Genomic DNA, 20,630 nt, shown 5'->3' with positions numbered 1-20,630 from the left:
GAGGATCAAACCGTGACGCTCAATCCTGATACTGACTTAAAACTGGAACGCGTGGTGAATGCGCCACGCGACCTGCTGTGGCTGTGCTGGACAACGCCCGAGCACATCAAACAGTTCTTCATTCCTGTTCCCCATAAAGTGACCGAGTGTGACCTCGACCTGCGCGTAGGCGGGCGTTTTAACACGGTGTTTGAGGTGGACGGCCAACGGATGGACAACAAAGGCGTCTTTCTGGAGATCGAACCGGGTAAGAAACTGGTCTTTACCGATGGCTACACGGAAGGCTGGAAACCCGCCGAACACCCGTTCATGACCGCCATTTTGCTGCTGGAAGATGTGGGAGAAGGGCAAACGCGGTATACCGCCATTGCACGTCATCCCACGGCGGAAATCCGCGAGCAGCACGAGAAGATGGGCTTCCATGAAGGCTGGGGGATTGTGTTGGACCAGCTGGTGGTTTACGCGAATGGGTTGCCGCGGTCGCTGTAAAAAAGCCGGGTGGCGCTGGCGCTTACCCGGCCTACGGGATCGGAGATTGAATACACCGGGTGGCGCAGCCGCCACCCGACACTGTTTTTAAGCCAGGCGCGGATAGCCGTCCGCAATCTCACTCCCGGTAAACTGTGCCACCCATCCTTCGGGGTTATCGAAAATGCGGATCGCGGTAAAGTTCGGCTCAGAACCCATATCAAACCAGTGCGGCGTTCCGGCGGGGACGGAGATGAGATCGTTTTTCTCGCACAGCACCTGATAAACCTGGTCTTCGATGTGCAGACAGAACAGCCCGGCGCCCTCGACGAAGAAACGCACTTCGTCTTCGCCGTGGGTATGTTCGTTGAGGAACTTCGCGCGCAGCGCCTCTTTCTGCGGGTTGTCCGCGCGCAGGCTGATCACATCCCAGCTCTGATAGCCTTTCTCCGCCACCAGTTTATCGATCGCATGTTGATACGCATCGATCACCGTCTCCGGCGCAGGATCGTGGCCTAAATCGCGATCGGCTTCCCAGCGTTCAAAGCGCACGCCGCGGGCGTTGAGCTTTTCAGCGATTTCGTCCGCGTGTGTACTGTGCCACAGCGGGGTACGGGTGTCGGTGTCGGAATAAAGGGTCAATGCGCTCATGAAGGGATCTGCTCCGGATTAATCTCGTCGAATCGATGTATTTGATGGTGGTGGCTTGCGCCATCCTCATCACCGCGAATCAATTGCAGGGTACGAAAACCTGCCTGTTCAGCGGCGTCCAGCTCCTGGTGAATGTCTGAGAGGAACAGGATTTGCGACGGGGCGATGCCGGTTTGCGCGGCAATGGTGGCGTAAGATTGCACTTCGCGCTTCGCACCCACATGGGTATCAAAATATCCGCTGAACAGATGAGTAATATCACCTTCGTCGCTGTAGCCAAATAACAGTTTCTGCGCCGCCACTGAGCCAGAGGAATAAACATAGAGATCAATGTTTTGCGACTTCCATTTTTCCAGTGCAGGCAGAACATCCGGATAGAGATGGCCGGTGAAATCGCCGTTAACGTAACCGTCCTGCCAGATTATCCCTTGCAGGGCTTTTAGCGCGGTGGATTTGCGGTCTTCATCCATAAACGTAAACAACGTGTCGATAAGCGTGCTTACGCTGGCGTGCGGCTCACTGATTTCATCACGCAGGTTGTCCAGAATGGATTTCACCGGTTCGGCGTACTGCTGGGCGGTAACAAACGCCGCCAGCCGCTCGCGCGCGTAGGGGAATAACACATTGTGAACAAAACGAATATCGCTGGTGGTCCCTTCAATATCCGTCACTATCGCGCGAATCATAATCTCTCCAGTTGTCGTAAACGCATTTCGCATTCAAATAAGAATTCAAGGCCTTCAAGGTGACGGCGGGCTTCGGCCACATCGCGTCCCCAGCAGGTTAAGCCATGACCGCGCAGAAGAAAACCATAATTAAGCGGGCGTTCCTGCGCGTAATGGGCGATTCGTGAGGCGAGGGCGTCAATGTCCTGATCGTTGTCGAACACCGGAATGGTGAGCGTATCCAGATGGGTAGTCTGTCCGCTGAGGGACTTTTGCATCTCAAAACCGCTGATCGACAGTTCAGGCGTCTTCGTCAGACGCGACAGCACCGTCGCGTTGACGGTGTGAACGTGCAGCACCGCGTTGGCCTGCGGAAACAGGCGATAAATTAGCGTGTGCAGGCCCGTTTCCGCCGAGGGTTTGCGCCCGGAAGGCGCGCGGTTGGTAGCAATCTCCACTTGCAGAAAATCGTCCGTGGTCAGGCTGCCCTTGTCTTTACCGGATTCGCTGAGCCAACAGAGCGTATCGTCCTGACGTACGGACATGTTACCGCCGGTTGCGGGCGCCCAGCCTTTTGCGCCAATCCAGCGGCAGGCGTCGACGAGCTGTGTGAGTTGCAGGTGGTCTGTCATTTCCTTTTACCCTCTCGGCCAGGAATATTCATATGGTATAGACGTCTAAGCGTCTTGATTGCCAAAGACTAACATCGTGTTATAGTGTCAGCAACATAAGTATTACACGCAGGCGCGATACAATGAGCAATAACCCGTTGATTCCTAAGAGCAAACTTCCCAACCTGGGTACGACTATCTTTACGCAAATGAGCGCCCTGGCTCAGCAGCACAACGCCATTAATCTTTCGCAGGGATTCCCGGATTTTGATGGGCCAGGGTATTTGCAGGAAAGGCTGGCTTACCACGTTGCGATGGGTGCGAATCAGTATGCGCCGATGACGGGCGCACTGCCGCTGCGTGAAGCGATCGCCGACAAAACGCGGGAACTGTATGGCTACAAGCCGGATGCTAACAGTGAAGTCACTGTGACGGCGGGCGCGACGGAGGCGTTGTATGCAGCGATTACCGCGCTGGTGCGTACCGGCGATGAGGTGATTTGCTTCGACCCAAGTTATGACAGCTATGCGCCAGCGATTGAACTCTCCGGCGGAGTGGTAAAACGTGTGGCGCTTCAGCCGCCGCATTTTCGCCCTGACTGGCACGCCTTCGCGGCGTTGCTGAGCGACAAAACCCGTCTGGTCATCCTGAATACACCGCACAATCCGTCAGCGACCGTCTGGCGCAAAGCGGATTTCGCCGCCCTGTGGCAGGCGATTGCCGAGCGTGAAATCTATGTCCTGAGTGACGAAGTGTACGAACACATCTGTTTTGCCGAAGAAGGGCATGCCAGCGTGCTCGCCCATCCGCAGCTGCGTGAACGGGCGATTGCGGTGTCGTCATTTGGTAAGACCTACCATATGACCGGCTGGAAAGTGGGTTATTGCGTGGCGCCTGCCGCGATCAGCGCGGAGCTGCGCAAGGTTCATCAATATCTGACCTTTGCAGTGAATACCCCGGCGCAGTTGGCGCTGGCGGATATGCTCCGCGCCGAGCCGGAACACTATCGGGAGTTACCGGAATTTTATCGTGCGCGCCGCGATCTGTTTGTGAATGCGCTCAGCAGCAGCCGACTGGAAATTCTGCCTTGCGAAGGGACCTACTTTTTACTGGCAGATTACAGCGCGATTTCCAGTCTGGATGACGTGAGTTTTTGCCAGTGGCTGACCAAAGAGGCAGGCGTTGCCGCCATTCCATTATCAGTATTTTGCGCCGATCCGTTCCCGCACAAACTGATTCGGCTCTGTTTTGCGAAGCAGGAATCGACGCTGTTAGCGGCTGCCGAGCGCCTTAACACACTGTAGTTATTTCACTGTCCAGGCTTCTGAATAACGACGGTCTGCAAACAGTTCCAGCAGGCCGTTGATTTGCTTCAGGCGCAGCACTTCATCGCTGTCCATCCCTAGCTCCTTGCCGATCTTCTCATCGTTCCAGCCCAGCAATACCAGTTCGCGGATAATCTCCGACATGGAGTTGATTTGATGACGACCGCGTGCACGGTTATGCCGGATAGTCGACGCCATTCGGTCGAACTTTTCCTGCCGCTCTTTACGCAGACAGGTGACGGGCAAATAGCCCTTCAGCTGGCGCTTCAGCGCTGCCCGATGGGTACCAATTTCATGCCGGTGAAAGCCATCCACGATGACATAATGATGCGGGCAGTTTTCACTCACCAGGATGGGCTGCGTAAAACCATCCAGTTCCAGCGATTTGCTGAGCAGGCGTTTTTCTGGCGGTGCCACATTATTAGGGTTGTAATCGTTGGCGGTGATCTCTTCTTGTTTTACCCAAAGTACACAGTCGACAGGCTGTTCACGAAAGGGGCTGAGTTCATGAATGGCTTGACGGAAAGAGTTGATGGCGGCAATTTTCTCATCTTCAGAAAGTGATTGCAGATAATGTTTCATTTCATGAATTAATCGCTGTTGCATAAAATTCCCCACTCCTGACGTTTGTTTTTCATTCGGTCGCTGTAGCGCTGGTAATGTTTAGGTTTATTTGGGCTAAATGATAATGCGCGACACCAGTAATCATTATTAAGAAGCACCTTGCAAATTCTTCGCCAGGAGGGGATATCTTTTGAACCAATATCTCCGGTCTGCGTATCGGGAATATTGTTTTCCCCGTGCTTTTGATACCAGTGTAAATAGACCGCAATTTTGTTGCGATAATGTTCCGCCGTCTTCTCTGGCATGCTGTCGAGTAATAACATGGCGTATTCTTGCCAGCAAAGATGCTCAGGTTTAAGGATTTTACGGTGACCGTAGAAATGGTTGTCGTGGCCTGCGTAGATTCCTCCACTTCTGACGCCGCTGACGCGTTCGCACATCGCCGCCCAGCGCTCAGGTTCAAGCACATGGTAGAGCCATAACCCCTGGCGCTGTTCCGGGCCAAAAGGTTCGCAAATACGCATATAGCGTAACGGAACACCGGCCTGATACATCAGGTTGTACAACGGGTTATAGCAACAGCCGCTTTTGGCAAACCAGGTCCAGATATCGGCTGTTTTCCAGTCATAGATTGGATACAGATACCAGGCGTGGCCGCCCGGCGCGATGGTGGTCCACGGCTTATCGTCCGCAAAGCGCTGTTTGCGCGCATTGGCGATGCTCAGAAAGCGGTTATAGGATTCATCAGCGCGAATGCCAATCATCACGGCCGCAGGGCGTTTTTGGGCGTACCAGTCGGAAAACGCTCTGACAAAGCATTCAAAGGTCATACCCTGCTGATAAAAATCAAAGTAAAGCGGGTCGGTGATGGCATCCGCAGGCGGCTGGCGGACCCAGTCAGTGCCGGGTTCCCAGCACTGCCACTCGGGTTGAAATTGTGACAGCGAATTTTGGGTGGTGAGTGGCAAAGCAACCCAATAAAATTGGTCGATCACGTCGTGATACTGTGCGCGCATGTTTTCGATGTGAGCAATAGTGCAGGAAAATTGCGCCTCCCAGTCGATAAATAATACGCTAATTTTGCGCTTCTGCTGGCGTGCGCGTTGTGCCGTAAGATGCAACATGATAGTGGAATCTTTTCCACCCGAAAAAGAGACGCAAACTTTAGATAAGTTTTCCAGTGTCCAGTCGATTCTCTCTATTGCCGCGTCGAGGACATCATGATTAAGGGGATATTTATAGATAGACATGTTTAACCTCGATATGGCTATTTGATGCCATAATAGGCCTTTAACTTAAATTAGCTTCTGATAATAAAGCAATTCTTCATAATGTGTAAAAAGAAAATCATGAGTGATTGATAATGGCCGGGTGTGATTAGCGTGAACGCTGATTTGAACGGACGGTATTCGCGAGTTTTTTATTTTTATGAGGGGCTGTCTGGGTCTGTGAATAATAAACCACATGAATGTTTAAATATAAAATATTATTATTTTGTATTTTTAATGGTTAAATAAAATCGCTCCTTGTTCGGTCAAACCTATCACAGCCATAGACACGAATGCTTCTGCGGTGGATTGCTCAATGTGCGTCCGGGTGGTGTAATCGTTTCGCTGTTACAACCTGACTCAGGTGATGTAGAGCGCAACGCAACGCCAGCGCATGCTGGCACTGAATGACCTTGTAGGGAGTTCAGGTATCTGGGCCGCCCTCTGAGGCGGCCTTTTTACTTTTGGTCCCATCCAAAACGTTCACAACGATGTCTTGTTCGGGTTGTAAGGTATGGCTGATTGATTTGATACGGCAAACGCATTAGCCGCCTCGGCCAAAGTTCGTTACCTTACATCTCAACGACAACACGGAGGAAGTACAGATGTCTTTGATTAACACCAAAATTAAACCTTTCAAAAACCAGGCGTTCAAAAACGGTGAATTCGTTGAAGTGACCGAGAAAGATACCGAAGGTCGCTGGAGCGTATTCTTCTTCTATCCGGCTGACTTCACCTTCGTTTGCCCGACCGAACTGGGCGACGTAGCGGATCATTACGACGAACTGCAGAAACTGGGCGTGGACGTTTACTCTGTTTCCACCGATACCCACTTTACTCACAAAGCTTGGCACGGCAGCTCTGAAACCATCGCCAAAATCAAATACGCGATGATCGGCGACCCGACTGGCGCCCTGACCCGTAACTTCGAAAACATGCGTGAAGATGAAGGTCTGGCAGATCGTGCAACCTTCGTTGTTGACCCGCAGGGTATTATCCAGGCGATCGAAGTTACCGCTGAAGGTATCGGCCGTGATGCATCTGACCTGCTGCGTAAAATCAAAGCAGCGCAGTACGTGGCTTCTCACCCAGGTGAAGTGTGCCCGGCTAAGTGGAAAGAAGGCGAAGCAACGCTGGCTCCATCCCTGGACCTGGTTGGTAAGATTTAAGATTTTCAGGCGCTTTGAAGCCGGATGGCGCTACGCTTATCCGGCCTACAAGACCGGTCTACAAACGGGTGCACCACGCACCCGTTTTATTCCAAACCCCATGATGCAAGCCGCATTCAGGCCGCCCAACAAGGCAGCTTGCATGATGATGTTTTTTAAGCAGGAGATTAATGATGCTCGACACCAACATGAAAACCCAGCTCAAGGCCTACCTTGAGAAACTGACCAAACCTGTTGAGTTGATTGCCACGCTGGATGACAGCGCTAAATCGGCAGAAATCAAGGAACTGCTGGCGGAAATCGCTGAACTGTCACCGAAAGTGACCTTTAAAGAAGACAATACGCTGGCGGTGCGCAAGCCGTCATTTTTGATTACCAATCCGGGTTCTGACCAGGGGCCGCGCTTTGCTGGCTCTCCGCTGGGCCATGAGTTTACTTCTCTGGTGCTGGCGCTGCTGTGGACCGGTGGACATCCGTCGAAAGAAGCGCAGTCTTTGCTTGAGCAGATAAGCCAAATCGACGGTGATTTTGAGTTCGAAACCTACTATTCGCTCTCGTGCCACAACTGTCCGGACGTGGTGCAGGCCCTGAACCTGATGTCGGTGCTTAACCCGCGTATCAAACACACGGCCATCGACGGCGGCGTATTCCAGAATGAAATCACCGATCGCAACGTGATGGGCGTTCCGGCGGTTTACGTGAACGGTAAAGAGTTCGGCCAGGGGCGAATGACGCTGACCGAAATCGTAGCCAAAATCGATACCGGCGCGGAGAAACGTGCGGCAGAAGAGCTGAACAAACGTGACGTGTACGACGTGCTGATTGTCGGCTCCGGCCCGGCGGGTGCGGCAGCGGCTGTTTACTCGGCGCGTAAAGGGATTCGTACTGGCCTGATGGGCGAGCGTTTTGGTGGTCAGGTGCTCGACACCGTGGATATCGAAAACTACATCTCCGTGCCAAAAACCGAAGGTCAAAAACTGGCGGGCGCACTGAAAGCGCACGTTAGCGATTATGAAGTGGACGTGATCGACAGCCAGAGTGCCAGCAAACTGGTTCCGGCGGCGCAGGAAGGTGGCTTACATCAGATTGAAACCGCCTCCGGCGCGGTGCTGAAAGCGCGCAGCGTGATCATTGCCACCGGCGCGAAATGGCGCAACATGAACGTGCCGGGTGAAGATCAGTATCGCACCAAAGGCGTGACCTACTGCCCACACTGCGACGGCCCGCTGTTTAAAGGTAAGCGCGTCGCAGTGATCGGCGGTGGTAACTCCGGCGTGGAAGCCGCCATCGATCTGGCCGGCATTGTGGAACACGTAACGCTGCTGGAATTTGCACCAGAAATGAAAGCCGACCAGGTATTGCAGGATAAAGTGCGCAGCCTGAAGAACGTCGATATCGTGCTGAACGCACAGACGACGGAAGTGAAAGGCGATGGCACTAAAGTGACCGGCCTGGAATACCGCGACCGCGTGAGCGGTGACGTTCACAGCGTGCCGCTGTCAGGGATTTTCGTGCAGATTGGTTTGTTGCCAAACACCACCTGGCTGGAAGGCGCCATTGAGCGCAACCGTATGGGCGAAATCATCATCGACGCCAAATGCGAAACCAGCGTGAAGGGCGTGTTTGCGGCGGGCGACTGCACCACGGTGCCGTACAAGCAGATTATCATCGCCACCGGCGAAGGGGCGAAAGCGTCATTAAGCTCATTTGATTATCTGATTCGCACCAAAACAGCATAATAAAAGAAAGTAAGGCTGCACCTGCACCAGACAAAACCCCGCGAAAGCGGGGTTTTTCTTTTGGGTGATTATCTGACAACCATCACCGGAATGTGGGTGTGGCGAATCACGCTGGAGGCGTTAGAGCCCAGCAGATGGGTGCTGATCGACGGATTGCGTGAACCGATGACCACCACGTCGGCTTTCAGTTCGTTGGCCATTTCGTTCACCGCATCGCGCACGCTGCCGAAGCGAACGTGGGTTTTGATTCTCGACGGATCGATGCTGAAGTGGCTCACCATAGTTTGTAACCGGGCTTCGGCTTCGTGCTGGAGATGCTCTTCAAAGCGGCGGACATCGGCAGCAAAGCGATGCAGGCTCAGACTGGCAGATCCAGGTAAGACGTGAAGAAGATGAATTATGCCGTCCTGTTGCGCCAGAAACTCGGCGTGGCGTACGGCCTTGTCGCTCAGTTCCATTTCAAAAACATCAACCGGCATAATGATTGTCTGGTACATACCCGTTTCTCCATGTTTATAAACGCTGAAATCATTCAAACATAAAATAATATCTGTTTCTGATAGCTGTCAGACACTTTTTCATATCGTTGCGTTTATTGACGTAGATTTGCGAACTGTGGGCGGGAATTTAAGGCTACCAGTGGCGTTCGAGGTAAAGCACGGCCGTGACGATTATCGCCAGAAAAATGAAATAGATCAGGGAGATGACCACTATCTCATTCATGTCCGTCCTTAAGGTGATGAAACGGATTAAGCCTGGATGAAGATAATTATGGCATCTATAAGAAATTAAGGTGATTTTACGGAAAGAGGATGCAGACGCATCCTCTGGGCAAAGCGGTGATGGCGCTTATTCAGATAGGATTAACGAAGGTAATCGCCAGCGGCTTCTGGCTGGTATAGCAATTCCAGCACTTCCAGATGCGCCGAGGTACCGCCGGGTAATTCCCAGTGAATAGTATCGCCAGTACGCAGGCCGAGCAGCGCGGCGCCGACTGGCGCGAGCACTGAAAGCTGGGTGCTGCTGTCAGTCATTTGCGCCGGGTAGACCAGCGTACGGGTGCGCTCTTCACCGGTGGTGAGATCGCGGAATTTCACCTGGCTGTTCATCGTCACCACGTCGTGTGGCATCGTCTCCGGGGTACACATTTGCGCCCGGTCCAGCTCGGCGTTTAGGGCATCGGCAACGGGCAGTGAAGCAAATTCTGCTTTTTCCAGAAGGCGATCGATACGTTCTGCGTCGAGCTCATTAATGATAATTGTAGGTCTGGACATTTTTACTCCATGTCGTTAATGCTGCGTATCCCGCAGAAACCAATCCAAAAGAAAACCCTCGCCGTCTGGCAGCGAGGGTTTTATCTCTCCTGATGATACTCACTGAGCACCTAACTTTGAAGTGATGAATGTCACATTCATTGCGCAGATGGCTTTTATACCGGCATGATTTCAGGGTTGCTGCTGCACCAGGCGAGATCGCGCGGCATAATGAGGTTCTGACTATTCACTGGAGAGCATAGTGTACTTTTATCAGCCTTCGCAGGGACATGGTTTGCCGCACGATCCCCTGAATGGCATTATCGGCCCGCGGCCAATCGGCTGGATTGCCTCACAGGATGCCGTAGGGCATACCAATCTGGCACCGTACAGTTTCTTCAACTGTTTTAATTACCGTCCGCCCATTATTGGTTTTGCCAGCAGCGGCTGGAAGGACAGCGTACGAAATATCGTCGAGACCAAAGAGTTTGTCTGGAATCTTGCCACGCGCGAACTTGCTCAGGCGATGAATGAAACCTCCGCCAGCCTTCCTCAAGGGGAAGATGAATTTGTGTTTGCGGGGCTAACAAAAGCTGAGAGCAGGCTGGTCAAGGTGCCGCGGGTGGCAGAAAGCCCGGTGAACTTTGAGTGCCGACTGTCGCAATGCATTCAACTGACCGCCGCAGACGGAACGGCGATTGATAGCTGGCTGGTACTGGGTGAAGTCGTCGGAATTCATATTGCACAGTCGCTGCTGGAAGACGGCATTTATCAGACCGCGAAGGCCAATCCGGTGCTACGTGCGGGCGGGCCTTCGGCTTACTATTCCATAAGCGAAGACCACCGTTTTGATCTGGTGCGCCCGGATGCGCGCAGGGGGTAATATGCCTGAGCGCTCCTTACCCGCCGATCAGCAGTTTTTTGCCGACCTGTTCAGCGGTCTGGTCCTCAATCCGCAGCAGCTGGGACGTGTCTGGTTTGCGCATTGTCATGCCATGCTTCCTGCGGGTTGTTTTAGCATTGAGTGGCCACGTCTTGATGTGGTGTTGCGCGGTGAATACGGCAACCGGCTGGTTGCTGAACAAAAGGTGATCGGGCAGGGGGAGATGCTGTTTATTCCCGCCGGAGCCGCGAATATGTCGGCGTTTGAAAAACCGACCATGTTGCTGAGTATTGTCTTTGCCCCTTCATGGCTCGGTCTGGCGTTTCTCGACTCTCGCAGCGGGCAGCCCGTGTATCCACAACGAAAAATTGAATTACCGCATCCTGAACGGGGCGAATGCGCGGCGATGCTGATGGCGTTGACCCATCTGAGCGCCTCGCCGCAGGATCAGGCGATCATTCAGCCGCTGACCCTGAGCGTGTTGCACTGGTGCCGTAAAGTGGTGAGTACAAAGCCTGAGCCGGGCTTATCGCGCGGGGATTTTCTCTATCAGAGCATCTGCAACTGGGTGCAGGAAAATTATGCCGGGTCGGTCTCACGCGAGAGCGTCGCCGCGCTGTTTACCATCACTCCCAACCATCTGTCCCGCCTGTTTTCACAGCAAGGAACCATGAACTTTGTGGATTATGTGCGCTGGGTGCGGATGGCCAAAGCGCGCACGATTTTGCAAAAGTACCACCTGCCCGTGAGTGAGGTGGCGAAACGCTGCGGCTACCCCGACAGCGACTATTTTTGTCGGCTGTTTCGGCGCCAGTTTGGCCTGACGCCGGGTGAGTACCGCGCACGTTTTTCAGTTACGGTCAGAAGCTGAGTTCGGCGTTGAGCAGATCAAGGATCTGTTGGGGGGAATTGGCCGCAAACAGCGACGCGCGAAACGCTTTGTTGACCAGTTTACGCGCGAGCTGAGAGAAGACTTTGACGTGGTTGATCCCTTCCTGCGCGCCGAGCGTCAGCATGATCACCAGCTCTACTTCACCCATATCGGACTCCCAGTCGATGGGCTTTTCCAGGCGTGCGATGCTGATGCTGGAATGGCGTATCCACGCGGATTTGGTGTGCGGAATGGCCACGCCGAAACCCACTGCGGTGGTGACAATTTCTTCGCGCTGCCAGAGATCTTCTTCCAGCTCTAGCGGGTTATCTGTACGCCCTTGAATCGCCAGATTGCCGCACAGGAACTGGAGCACTTGCTCTTTCGACGTGAGCGGCTCATTTACCACAATATTCTCCAGCGCCAGCAGCGGGCGCGCAGGTTCTTGCGGGGTGAATTCGGTAAGCAGTTCTTCTATTTCCTCCGCGCTGCGGCATTCGCAGGCGTTATCGGCCAATGCCTGACAGGCGAGACTTTCAAGCTGGCGTAGCTGCGTTTTCACCGGCGGGATTCGAGGGCCGCTCATGCTGAACTCATCAATGCCCAGCCCCAGCAGCAGAGGAAGATAGCGGCATTCACCGGCGAGTTCACCGCAAATACCGACCCATTTCCCGTGACGGTGGGCGGCGGTGACAATCTGGCGCACCATGCGTAAAAATGACGGCGTGATCGGGTTATACAGCGGCGACACGCGCGGGTTGTTGCGATCGACCGCATACAGATATTGGGTCATGTCATTTGAGCCGATGCTGAAAAAATCCACCTCGTCACAGAAGTGATCGATGATGAAACAGACCGAAGGCACCTCGACCATGATGCCCAGCGGCAGATGCGAGGTATGACGCAGCCCTTGCGCTTTCAGCGCCTCCTGTACGTTCCGCAACTCCTGTTTTACCCATAAAATTTGATCGAGACTGTGCACCATCGGGATCATCAACAGGGCGTTACCGCTCGCTCCTGCGCGCAAAATGGCGCGTAGCTGGGTGCGGAAAAGCTCGACAAACTCAGGGTAGATGCGCACCGCGCGGTAGCCGAGAAACGGGTTCTCTTCTTGCGGAATATTGAGCCACGGGATCTGTTTATCCCCGCCGATATCCATCGTGCGGAAAATGACCGGTTTGCCTTCGGCGGACAACAGCACTTGCTGGTAGGCCTCAAACTGTTCCTGCTCGTCCGGCGCCGCGTCACGATCCATGTACAGCATTTCTGTGCGAAACAGCCCCACGCCCTGAGCGCCGTTGGCAAAGGCACCGGGCGCTTCCAGCGCACTGCCGATATTAGCGGCGATCGCCACCGGGACATTATCCCGCGTCACTGCGGGCAATCCGGCGTGCTTGATCTGCTGCTGATGACGTTTGTCGGCGAGGCGTTGTGCCACGCTGTAGTAGTGGCTGACGGCTTCGTCAGGTTCGACGACGAGCACGCTGCACACCCCGTCCAGAATCACCTCTTTGCCGATATCCGCCGTTAGCGACGCCACGCTAAGCCCACTCATCACCGGCACTGATGCCGCACGCGCCAGAATAAGCGTGTGGGAGGTGCGACCGGTTTTCTCGAGGATCAATCCCTGAAGCTTGCGAGTGTCGAGACTTAAAAACTGACTGGGTGTTAAATCCTCAGCCGCCAGAATGGTCGGCGTCTCCAGCGCAAAGGTGGTGGTCTGGCTCAGTTCAGGCCAGGTAATGCTCAACAACTGTTCGCTGATGTCGCGGATATCGCTGACCCGCTCACGCAGGTAGTCACTGGCGGAGAGCGAAAGCTTGTCGCAGATTTGCTCCATATTGCGAATGATGGCATTCGCCAGGCTCAGGCGTTCTTCTGCGATCAGACGACGAATATTGCCGCCAAATTCGTCGTCCTGAATAAGCGACAAATGGGCGCTGATGATGGTTTTACTTTCGCCATCCAGCCCGCGCAAGCGCTGATTGAGCTGTTCGGCGAGGGTCGCCAGACTGTGCTCCAGACGCGTGATATCTTCCGCGCTTGCCGGGTTCTGGCGATAGCGTTCGAGGTTATCGCTCTGCAGACGGCGAAGCGTGCCTGTGCCAATGCCGCTTGCCAGGGTAATGGCCTGACGTAACTGGGGATTGAGCCGCACCAGCGAGCGGGGAAGGGGATGTGCGATATGGGGCGCATCGCCCGATGGAATGCTGTCGCTGTCGATGAACGCGACAGTGAGGTAATGCTCAAGGACGCGCCGGGCTTGTTCTTCGTCGCTGCCGCTGATTTCCAGTACGCAGCTGTCATTAAAGAGTGTGCCGGTACTGATCAGCGCCAGCGAGCTTTTGGCATCCGCGTGGGTGTTGAGGCGCTTGTTGATAAAGCGGATGTCGCTGCGCCACGCGCTGCACTGTTCTTTTAATGCCCAGGCCGGGCGAGCGTGCAGGCCGTTGGGCAGCGGGCAACAGAACTCAATCGATAACATGTTTATCTCCGTTCATCGTGAGGAAAGCATCTGAAGTCCGACAGATGCGCTACGGTCTCACGATTCAGACGAGCCACCAGGGCAACAAGCAGCTGGTGGGTATGGTCAATATCCTGGGTATCGGCGATGGATGCGGCGCAATGGCCGTGCCGGGTCGGTGGCCCGAGCACCACGGTCGGCACGCCGGTGCCGGAAAGGTGGATAGCGCCGCCGTCGGTGCCGCCGTTGCTGAACATATCTTTTTGCAGCGGGATGCACTGCGCGCGTGCAACCTCTTCAACGAAAGCGGTCAGCTTCGGCGGGGCAACGAGCGATTTGTCATACAGCACCAGCATCGGCCCGGCTCCCGTCTGGCGGTGGTTGGCGTTGCTGTAATCGAAGTTTTTTGACCAGCAGGCGGTGTCCAGCACCAGGGCGAGATCGGGATTTACAGCTCGGCTGGCCGTTTGCCCGCCCCGCAGTCCGACCTCTTCGCTGGAACTCGCCACCAGCCACAGCTCGCAGTCCAGCGGTGTGGCGTGCAGCTCGCGCAGCAAGGTTATCAGCAGATAGCAGCCGAGACGGTCGTCAAAGGCTTTGCCCATCACGCGCTGGTGGGGAAGGGACTGAAAACGGGTGTCAAATGTCACGCGGTCGCCCGCGTCTATACCTGACGCCAGAACCTCGTCGGCGGATGTGGCCCCGATATCGACGCGCAAATTCTCGACGGTTTCGCCCTTCGTCTCGCCATCCAGCAAGCCGGGAATTTTACGCCCGTCGCGGGTAGTGATCCGCACCGGCTGCAGCGTACGCGCCATCATGCGGACATTGCCGACGGGCAACACGTCGATAGCCCCTTCTCGTGAAACAGAGCGCACGATGAAACCGACTTCATCCATATGGGCGCAGACCATCACCTTTGGACCGTCGCTGTGATTGACGCGGATAAGCACTGAGCCAAGCCCGTCAAACTGCACTTCTTTCCCGTAATGTTGTGCTTCGATAAGCAGGAGATCGCGCACCTCTTGCTCAGAGGCGGCGATGGCATCGGCTTCGCTCAGCTTTCGCAGCAGTTCTGTGTCCATCAGTTTTCCCCTGTGGCCAGTAGCGTTTTTCCCATAGTGTAAAGAACCTCAGCACCCGTGGCCGTCATCAGCACCACGTCTTCAATACGCACACCGCCCAGGCCATCGATATAGATACCCGGCTCAACGGTGAGCAGCATGCCGGGTTGTAGCAAGGTCATGTCGGTCGGCGAAAATCGCGGATTTTCATGCACGTCGATGCCAATCGCATGCCCGGTGTTGTGGCCGAACTGCGGGCCGAAACCCGCGCGTTCGATGACCGTTCTGGCGGCGGCATCTATCTGCTGACAGGCGACGCCCGGCCTGATAGCTGCGATGGCGGCGAGCTGTGCCTCAAGTACCGTCTGGTAAACGCGGTAGAGCGGATGGTCCTCCGGTTTCTGGCCTTGCCCGGCGACAAGGAACGTCCTCGTCATGTCCGAACAATACCCCTGGTGTTGGGCGCCAAAATCGAGTGTGACCATCTCGCCGGCGGCAATCACTTTGTCCGTGGCTTTACCGTGTGGTAATGCTCCGCGTGCTCCGCTGGCAACGATGGTGTCAAAAGAGGGTTTATCCGCTCCCTGCTGCTTCATAAACCATTCCAGTTCAGCCGCCACCTCGCGCTCGCGCATGCCGGGCTGGATAAAGCAACGAATATGCTGTGCCGCGCGGTCGGCAATCTGGCAGGCCGCGCGAATACGGTCGATTTCATCCGCGGTTTTAATCTGTCGCAACGCATCGAGGGAGATACTGCAAAGCTTCGCATCCAGCGTATCGCGCCATTGGCTTCCGGTTTGCCAACTGACCTGTTCGCCTTCAAAGCCCAGCGTGGCGATCCCCTCTTCAGCGATCAGGCTGTTTAGCAACGCAGTCAGCGGGTTAGCTGCATCCAGCAGGTGAAGGCTATAACCCGACACGCGCGAGGCGATATCGCTGTAATAGCGAAAGTCCGTCAGGATATGCGCGGCTTGATGCGTCACCAGCACGTAGCCCGAAGCGGTTGAAATCCCCAGATGCGGCTGTTTGTTCTGGCGCGAGGAGATCAGCACAGCATCCAGTTTTTCGGCGGTCAGCCAGGCGCGCAGCCTTGTCAGTAACTCCATCTTAAGACCTCTTTACAGCGTATCGACGGAGAGTTTTCCGCGCTTGTGCATGTTGTTGCGAATCAGCACCACCAGCAGGGCGGTGATGGTTGCACCCACCAGAATGCTGAGCATATAGGCTCCCAGATTGGTGACCAGCGGCCACGCCCAGATAGCGGACTCCGGGAACCACTGGACGGCACCGAGCGCAGTGGCCGTCATTGCCCCGGCAATCGCGCCCACCATATAGGCCGGTAAAGTGGCGAGCGGGTTCTCCAGCAGGAAGGGAATGGCCCCTTCGCTGATGCCCATGAACGCCAGGAACATCGCCGTTTTCCCCTGCGGGTAAAGCTGCGGGCTGAACAGGCGTTTGCCGGTCAGGCGGTGGTCGATCAGCGTCGCCAGCCCCAGACCAATCGGCGGGATAACAATCGCGACGGCGCGGGAGGTGATCGGCAGCACGTGGTCGGTGGTGAGACCGAGCCCGACGAAACCTGCCGCTTTGTTGATCGGCCCCCCGAGATCGATAGCGGTCGCCGCCGCCATGCCGATGGCGTACATCATCGAGCCGGACTGGCCTGCGGCGAGCAGCAAGGCGCGCATACCGGCATTTAACCAGCCGCCAATTGGGGTGATGACGTAATACATTGCCAGCATCACAAATAGCGCGGAGAGGATCGGGATCAGGAAGGTGCTTTTAAACGCCAGCAGATATTGAGGGAGCGCGATTTTGCTGTTCAGCCATTTAACCAGATAGCCCGCGGCAATGGCGATAATCAGTGCGCCAATAAAGGTCGAGGGCACCGGTTTTGTCGCAAGCCAGGTGAGCTTTTCCGCGTCGAAATTCAGCACCAGCGTTGGCTGGGTGGAGACCAGTCCACCGATAAAACCGGCCGGAAAGGCCAGCTTGCCGCCGATGGAGTTGGCGACAAAGGCGGAGAACATCGGAATGGCGAAGCTGAACAGCAGCCCGCCGAAGGATTCCGTCAGATAACCAAACTTCAGCACTGACAGGTTAAAGCCCGTAAATTTCCCGGAATTTAGCGCATCCATAATGCCGGTATCCGGCGGGATTTCCAGCCAGACATAGGCGATGAGCTGTGAAATGGCGAGGATCACCCCGCCCATAATAAGCGTTGGCACCATGCGGGAAATTCCCGACATGATGTGCTGCGGAAGTTCTTTCCAGAAGGTATTGCCCGTTGCGACGGGGGCAGCTTTGAGGGCAAGAGTATCGCCTTCGTGACCGTCCGACCGAACCGCACTGCGTTTTTTAATTGCCATAACGAAGACCCCTGAGGTGGAGGATTATTGTTGTTCTGCAGCAATCAATTCTTCGATGTCCTTCAGGGTTCCCGCCGCATTTTTAATGGCGTCCTGAAGGGTGATTTCGTACACATCTCGCGTTTCAAAGCGCTCGTTGTCTTCCGGGGTGATGGCGATGGCGTGGATAATGATGTCTGCTCCCGCGATATCCTGTGGCGTTAAGCGGTTCTGAATCCCATCCGCCCCCTGAGTTTCAATTTTGACTTCGTAGCCCGCTTCTACTGCGGCCTCTTCCAGCGCCTGAGCGGCCATAAAGGTATGGGCCAGCCCCATCGGGCAGGCGCACAGCGCAATCAGTTTTTTAGCCATGTGAACATTCTCCTGTTGATGACACCGCGATTATGGCGGGGAGGTTTCACGATTGTTTACCGGAGAAATGATGCATTGGCTGGATAAAAGTGATGTGAGATCAGAAGTGTGACGCTGGTCGTCATATAAGGGAAAAGGATGAAACGCCGGACGCGGGATCGTCCGGCAGAGGATCAGTAGCCGACTTTATCGATGACAAACTGCTTGCCGCAGTTGCCTGGATGAGGCTGCGGGGCGAAGGACGCGGCAGTCAGCGGGGCGTTGATCGTCGCGGCGTTGAGTGAGATCTGCATTTCGGTGAGGTAAGCGGGGGTGTTGTTACAGGTCAGTTTGACCGCTTTGACCGACGCTTTGCCCCAACTTTTGGCGACTGCTTCGTCAAAGTCGCGGCGCGAAACGGTTTTACCGTAATTATTGGCAAGGAATTTCCCCAGTGCGCTGCCTTTCACTTCCTGATTCATGCGCACCATAGTGCCAAAATAGGCATCGGGGTCGAACCCAAAGCATACGCCGTGCTTGGCGTATTCGTAGCGTTCCAGACAGGATTCACCGCCAGCCCCTGGCATTACGCTGTTGAGCTTAGCGGCGGCTTCGAACGACAGCCCGGTTTCGGCAGCGGCGCATTTACGGCTGGCTTTGGCTTCCGGCATGTTGGGAATAGGGCGAGTGGCGCAGCCAAAACGCGTCCAGCGGCGATCGTCTACTCCACGCGAGGCGATAGATTTAGGCAGGCTCGGCCATAGACCGTGAACCGTCAGGAAGTCCGTTTTGTTCTGGCTCTCTTTTTGCAGTCGGCACTCGTCAGGTTCGTTTCGATCGCGATCGTGCATGCTCTGGCAAAATCCAGTTTGCCAGGAAAGTGCCAGAACGTAGCGATCGAAATCGGCATACTGTGTGGCCTGAAGCGGGGCGGCATGGGCTGAGAATGCGCACAGCGCAAGGGCGGTTGCACTGAACCGAAGAAAAATATCCTTCCTGAACATTTGAATTCCTGATGATTAAAGGGAAATTAATTCCAGGAACTTATTAAAGCACAAAAAGCGCCCGTGGGCGCTTCGGTGTGATGTTTGATGCCGGGTGGCGCTGCGCTTACCCGACCTACAAAACGACTCTGCGGTCTGGTGCCCTCACCCTGGCCCTCTCCCACGGGGAGAGGGAACAAACATTAAAAACGACAACTTACGTTGCCGTTTTGCTTTTACCTCGCTTAATGCGCGACCGTACCCGGCACCAGAATTTCGGTGGCGATAATCACAATCACCAGGCCGACCAGCACCGGAACGGAGGTGCGTTTCACAACTTCGAACGGCGAAATTTTTGCCATCCCAGCGACCGCCACGACCACGCCAGATACTGGCGAAATTGTACGACCAAGGTTGGAAGCCTGCAGCATTGGAATCGACAGATAAGCCGGGTTAATACCGGAAGAGTGCGCCAGTTTTGGAATCATCTCTACAAACGCATAGAACGGCGCGTTACCGGAACCCGTGGTCATCGCCGCCAGCATGGTCAGGACAACCAGAACCAGCATCAGAATAATGCTGGCAGAGCCGAACGAGGTGGCGATGGAAATCAGGCTCTGGATAAAGCCGATGGTGCTCAAACCCTGGGCGAATACACCCGCCGCGACCAGCAGCATGACTACGCCCGCGAAGGCATCTGCCATTCCGCGATACGCGACTTCCAGCCCGGAGAACACTTTCTGAGTGTTAAAACCACGCACAAATTCCAGCACCGCCGCCAGCAACATGCAGATCACCAGAATGGTAATAATGTGCAGCTGTGGACCCCATTTGCCGTCAAAAATCAGTACGCCAATGATCGGCGTGAACGGCAGAATGGCGTAGAACGAAGGCGCGGTGGTGGTGATTTCGCTGACATCCAGCATCTCGTGGCTGATGTTCTCTTTTTTATCGAGATACTTCTGCCAGAAATAGTGCGCGACAGCCATGCCAATAATCGCGGCAATGGAGATTGGCAGCGTAGTTTTAAAGGCAAAGTCGATGAGCGGCATTTCGGCGGCTTTCGCAGCCAGCACCACGTCGCCCGATGTCGGAGAAAGAATAATCGCCGCAGGGGAGGCGCAAATCGCCGCAGCAGCGCCACGGCTGATCCCAACGTTCACCATGACCGGGAACAGGGTTGCCATCAGCAGCACGCCGAGACCGGTAGCGGATGAGACCGCCAGCGACATCAGGCATGCCACGAAATAGGCGGCAATCATCAGAATGTACGGGGAATTAATATATTGCAGCGGTTTAGAGGCCAGTTTGACGACCATATCGTTAGCACCGATATGGGTCATATAGGCGGCAAAACCACACAGCATCATAATCATCATACCGAGGTCGCCACCGCGACTCATCAGCAGAATTTTAATATATTCCACAATATCGGTGGCGGTATATCCGGTGCTGGTTTCGCTGGCCGGTAACACCTGGTGGCCCATTAGCGCGCTAATAATCAGCAGGGTTAAACCCCCGACGAATAATACCCCGGTGGCTGAATAGCCTTTAATGATGTAGCGCGCAACGCCGACAATGACGACCACTCCGATGAGGAGTTCGATAAAGGTAAGCATGGTTTCCCCTGTGCGTGCGCTCCCCAGAGAGCACGGAAAATCAAAAAATAAGAAGTGTGGAAATGTGCCGAATAAATGGGCAGTCATTGATGACTAAAATCAATAAAACCACTACTAGAACTATCATCGACGATATTTTGCCACCACTGCGTCATTTGTGTCATCACACTATTGACCGTAGCTATGATTATTATATGTCACTAAGTTGATAATTAATTGTTGTGATATTTGAAGGGTTTTATCAGCGAACAGATAAAGAACGTAAAACTATTTAAAATAGCTTTAATTTCAACACGCGCTGTTCATATACTCGGGCTCCTTTTGATACCCGACG

The 20,630-nt window shown here is 54.6% G+C and carries 21 protein-coding genes; 6 read left to right on the top strand and 15 right to left on the bottom strand.

Annotation, left to right across the window (positions count from 1 at the left end; translation table 11 throughout):
- Positions 1–12: 12 nt before the first annotated feature.
- On the top strand, positions 13–489 hold the full coding sequence (locus JBO43_RS11200) for an SRPBCC family protein (protein ID WP_095281182.1): 477 nt from the start codon (positions 13–15) through the stop codon (positions 487–489).
- Positions 490–576: 87 nt separating this feature from the next.
- Here the strand turns inward: JBO43_RS11200 and JBO43_RS11195 are convergent, their stop codons facing one another.
- Genes JBO43_RS11195 through JBO43_RS11185 form a run of 3 tightly spaced genes read right to left on the bottom strand, consistent with a single transcriptional unit; the run spans position 577 to position 2,416 of the window.
- Positions 577–1,119 (bottom strand): 1,2-dihydroxy-3-keto-5-methylthiopentene dioxygenase, encoded by a 543-nt coding sequence (locus JBO43_RS11195; protein WP_095281183.1) that lies wholly within the window; start codon positions 1,117–1,119, stop codon positions 577–579.
- Positions 1,116–1,805, bottom strand: a complete 690-nt coding sequence (gene mtnC, locus JBO43_RS11190) for an acireductone synthase (RefSeq protein WP_202674313.1) — start codon at positions 1,803–1,805, stop codon at positions 1,116–1,118. The genes JBO43_RS11195 and mtnC overlap by 4 nt, the downstream gene beginning before the upstream one ends.
- Positions 1,802–2,416: a methylthioribulose 1-phosphate dehydratase gene (locus JBO43_RS11185; RefSeq protein ID WP_202674312.1), complete on the bottom strand. Its 615-nt coding sequence runs from the start codon at positions 2,414–2,416 to the stop codon at positions 1,802–1,804. The genes mtnC and JBO43_RS11185 overlap by 4 nt, the downstream gene beginning before the upstream one ends.
- 122 nt (positions 2,417–2,538) lie before the next feature.
- Between JBO43_RS11185 and JBO43_RS11180 the strand changes: the two genes are divergently transcribed.
- Positions 2,539–3,699 carry a pyridoxal phosphate-dependent aminotransferase gene (locus JBO43_RS11180; protein WP_202674311.1) on the top strand — a complete coding sequence of 387 codons (1,161 nt, stop codon included), beginning with the start codon at positions 2,539–2,541 and terminating at the stop codon, positions 3,697–3,699.
- On the opposite strand, the gene JBO43_RS11175 is transcribed toward JBO43_RS11180, so the two are convergent.
- Both JBO43_RS11175 and JBO43_RS11170 read right to left on the bottom strand, forming a co-directional pair.
- On the bottom strand, positions 3,700–4,326 hold the full coding sequence (locus JBO43_RS11175; protein ID WP_202674310.1) for an IbrB-like domain-containing protein: 627 nt from the start codon (positions 4,324–4,326) through the stop codon (positions 3,700–3,702). It abuts the gene before it with no gap.
- Complete coding sequence (locus JBO43_RS11170; protein ID WP_202674309.1) at positions 4,311–5,534, bottom strand: phosphoadenosine phosphosulfate reductase; 1,224 nt, start codon at positions 5,532–5,534, stop codon at positions 4,311–4,313. Before JBO43_RS11170 ends, JBO43_RS11175 begins: the two co-directional genes overlap by 16 nt.
- A 623-nt stretch (positions 5,535–6,157) precedes the next feature.
- On the opposite strand from JBO43_RS11170, the gene ahpC reads away from it, so the two are divergent.
- Positions 6,158–6,721 (top strand): alkyl hydroperoxide reductase subunit C, encoded by a 564-nt coding sequence (gene ahpC, locus JBO43_RS11165; RefSeq protein WP_095281189.1) that lies wholly within the window; start codon positions 6,158–6,160, stop codon positions 6,719–6,721.
- A gap of 173 nt (positions 6,722–6,894) precedes the next feature.
- On the top strand, positions 6,895–8,460 hold the full coding sequence (gene ahpF / locus JBO43_RS11160) for an alkyl hydroperoxide reductase subunit F (protein ID WP_095281190.1): 1,566 nt from the start codon (positions 6,895–6,897) through the stop codon (positions 8,458–8,460).
- Between the two features lie 68 nt (positions 8,461–8,528).
- Here ahpF and uspG read toward each other — a convergent pair whose 3' ends face one another.
- From uspG to rnk, 3 genes are all read right to left on the bottom strand, one after another.
- Entirely contained in the window at positions 8,529–8,957 is a 429-nt protein-coding gene (uspG, locus tag JBO43_RS11155) for a universal stress protein UspG (protein WP_095281191.1), read from the bottom strand.
- A gap of 136 nt (positions 8,958–9,093) precedes the next feature.
- On the bottom strand, positions 9,094–9,183 hold the full coding sequence (gene yldA / locus JBO43_RS23120; protein WP_276329564.1) for a small membrane protein YldA: 90 nt from the start codon (positions 9,181–9,183) through the stop codon (positions 9,094–9,096).
- 140 nt (positions 9,184–9,323) lie between these two features.
- Positions 9,324–9,734, bottom strand: coding sequence for a nucleoside diphosphate kinase regulator (rnk, locus tag JBO43_RS11150; protein WP_095281192.1), 411 nt, complete (start codon positions 9,732–9,734; stop codon positions 9,324–9,326).
- Between the two features lie 241 nt (positions 9,735–9,975).
- On the opposite strand from rnk, the gene JBO43_RS11145 reads away from it, so the two are divergent.
- Positions 9,976–10,596 carry a flavin reductase family protein gene (locus JBO43_RS11145; protein WP_202674308.1) on the top strand — a complete coding sequence of 207 codons (621 nt, stop codon included), beginning with the start codon at positions 9,976–9,978 and terminating at the stop codon, positions 10,594–10,596.
- 1 nt (position 10,597) lies between these two features.
- Complete coding sequence (locus tag JBO43_RS11140) at positions 10,598–11,467, top strand: helix-turn-helix domain-containing protein (RefSeq protein ID WP_237730017.1); 870 nt, start codon at positions 10,598–10,600, stop codon at positions 11,465–11,467.
- Here JBO43_RS11140 and ptsP read toward each other — a convergent pair.
- The 7 genes from ptsP to dcuC all read right to left on the bottom strand — a co-directional run bounded on the left by ptsP (position 11,457) and on the right by dcuC (position 20,296).
- Complete coding sequence (ptsP, locus tag JBO43_RS11135; RefSeq protein ID WP_202674306.1) at positions 11,457–13,952, bottom strand: phosphoenolpyruvate--protein phosphotransferase; 2,496 nt, start codon at positions 13,950–13,952, stop codon at positions 11,457–11,459. The two genes, JBO43_RS11140 and ptsP, sit on opposite strands and share 11 nt — an antisense overlap.
- 2 nt (positions 13,953–13,954) lie before the next feature.
- Positions 13,955–15,016 carry an aminopeptidase gene (gene ypdE, locus JBO43_RS11130; RefSeq protein ID WP_103949457.1) on the bottom strand — a complete coding sequence of 354 codons (1,062 nt, stop codon included), beginning with the start codon at positions 15,014–15,016 and terminating at the stop codon, positions 13,955–13,957.
- Entirely contained in the window at positions 15,016–16,101 is a 1,086-nt protein-coding gene (gene ypdF, locus JBO43_RS11125) for an aminopeptidase (RefSeq protein ID WP_202674305.1), read from the bottom strand. Before ypdF ends, ypdE begins: the two co-directional genes overlap by 1 nt.
- A gap of 12 nt (positions 16,102–16,113) precedes the next feature.
- Positions 16,114–17,364, bottom strand: a complete 1,251-nt coding sequence (locus JBO43_RS11120; protein ID WP_095281198.1) for a PTS fructose transporter subunit IIC — start codon at positions 17,362–17,364, stop codon at positions 16,114–16,116.
- Positions 17,365–17,388: 24 nt separating this feature from the next.
- Positions 17,389–17,715, bottom strand: a complete 327-nt coding sequence (locus JBO43_RS11115) for a PTS fructose transporter subunit IIB (protein WP_103946688.1) — start codon at positions 17,713–17,715, stop codon at positions 17,389–17,391.
- Positions 17,716–17,888: 173 nt separating this feature from the next.
- On the bottom strand, positions 17,889–18,698 hold the full coding sequence (gene rna, locus JBO43_RS11110) for a ribonuclease I (protein WP_202674304.1): 810 nt from the start codon (positions 18,696–18,698) through the stop codon (positions 17,889–17,891).
- A gap of 224 nt (positions 18,699–18,922) precedes the next feature.
- Entirely contained in the window at positions 18,923–20,296 is a 1,374-nt protein-coding gene (gene dcuC / locus JBO43_RS11105; protein ID WP_095281201.1) for an anaerobic C4-dicarboxylate transporter DcuC, read from the bottom strand.
- Positions 20,297–20,630: the final 334 nt, after the last annotated feature.

Source organism: Lelliottia jeotgali, assembly GCF_016771845.1.
Taxonomy (GTDB): domain Bacteria; phylum Pseudomonadota; class Gammaproteobacteria; order Enterobacterales; family Enterobacteriaceae; genus Enterobacter; species Enterobacter jeotgali.
The sequence above is the reverse complement of the archived record's forward strand: the minus strand, read 5'-3'. Positions and strand labels throughout refer to the sequence as shown.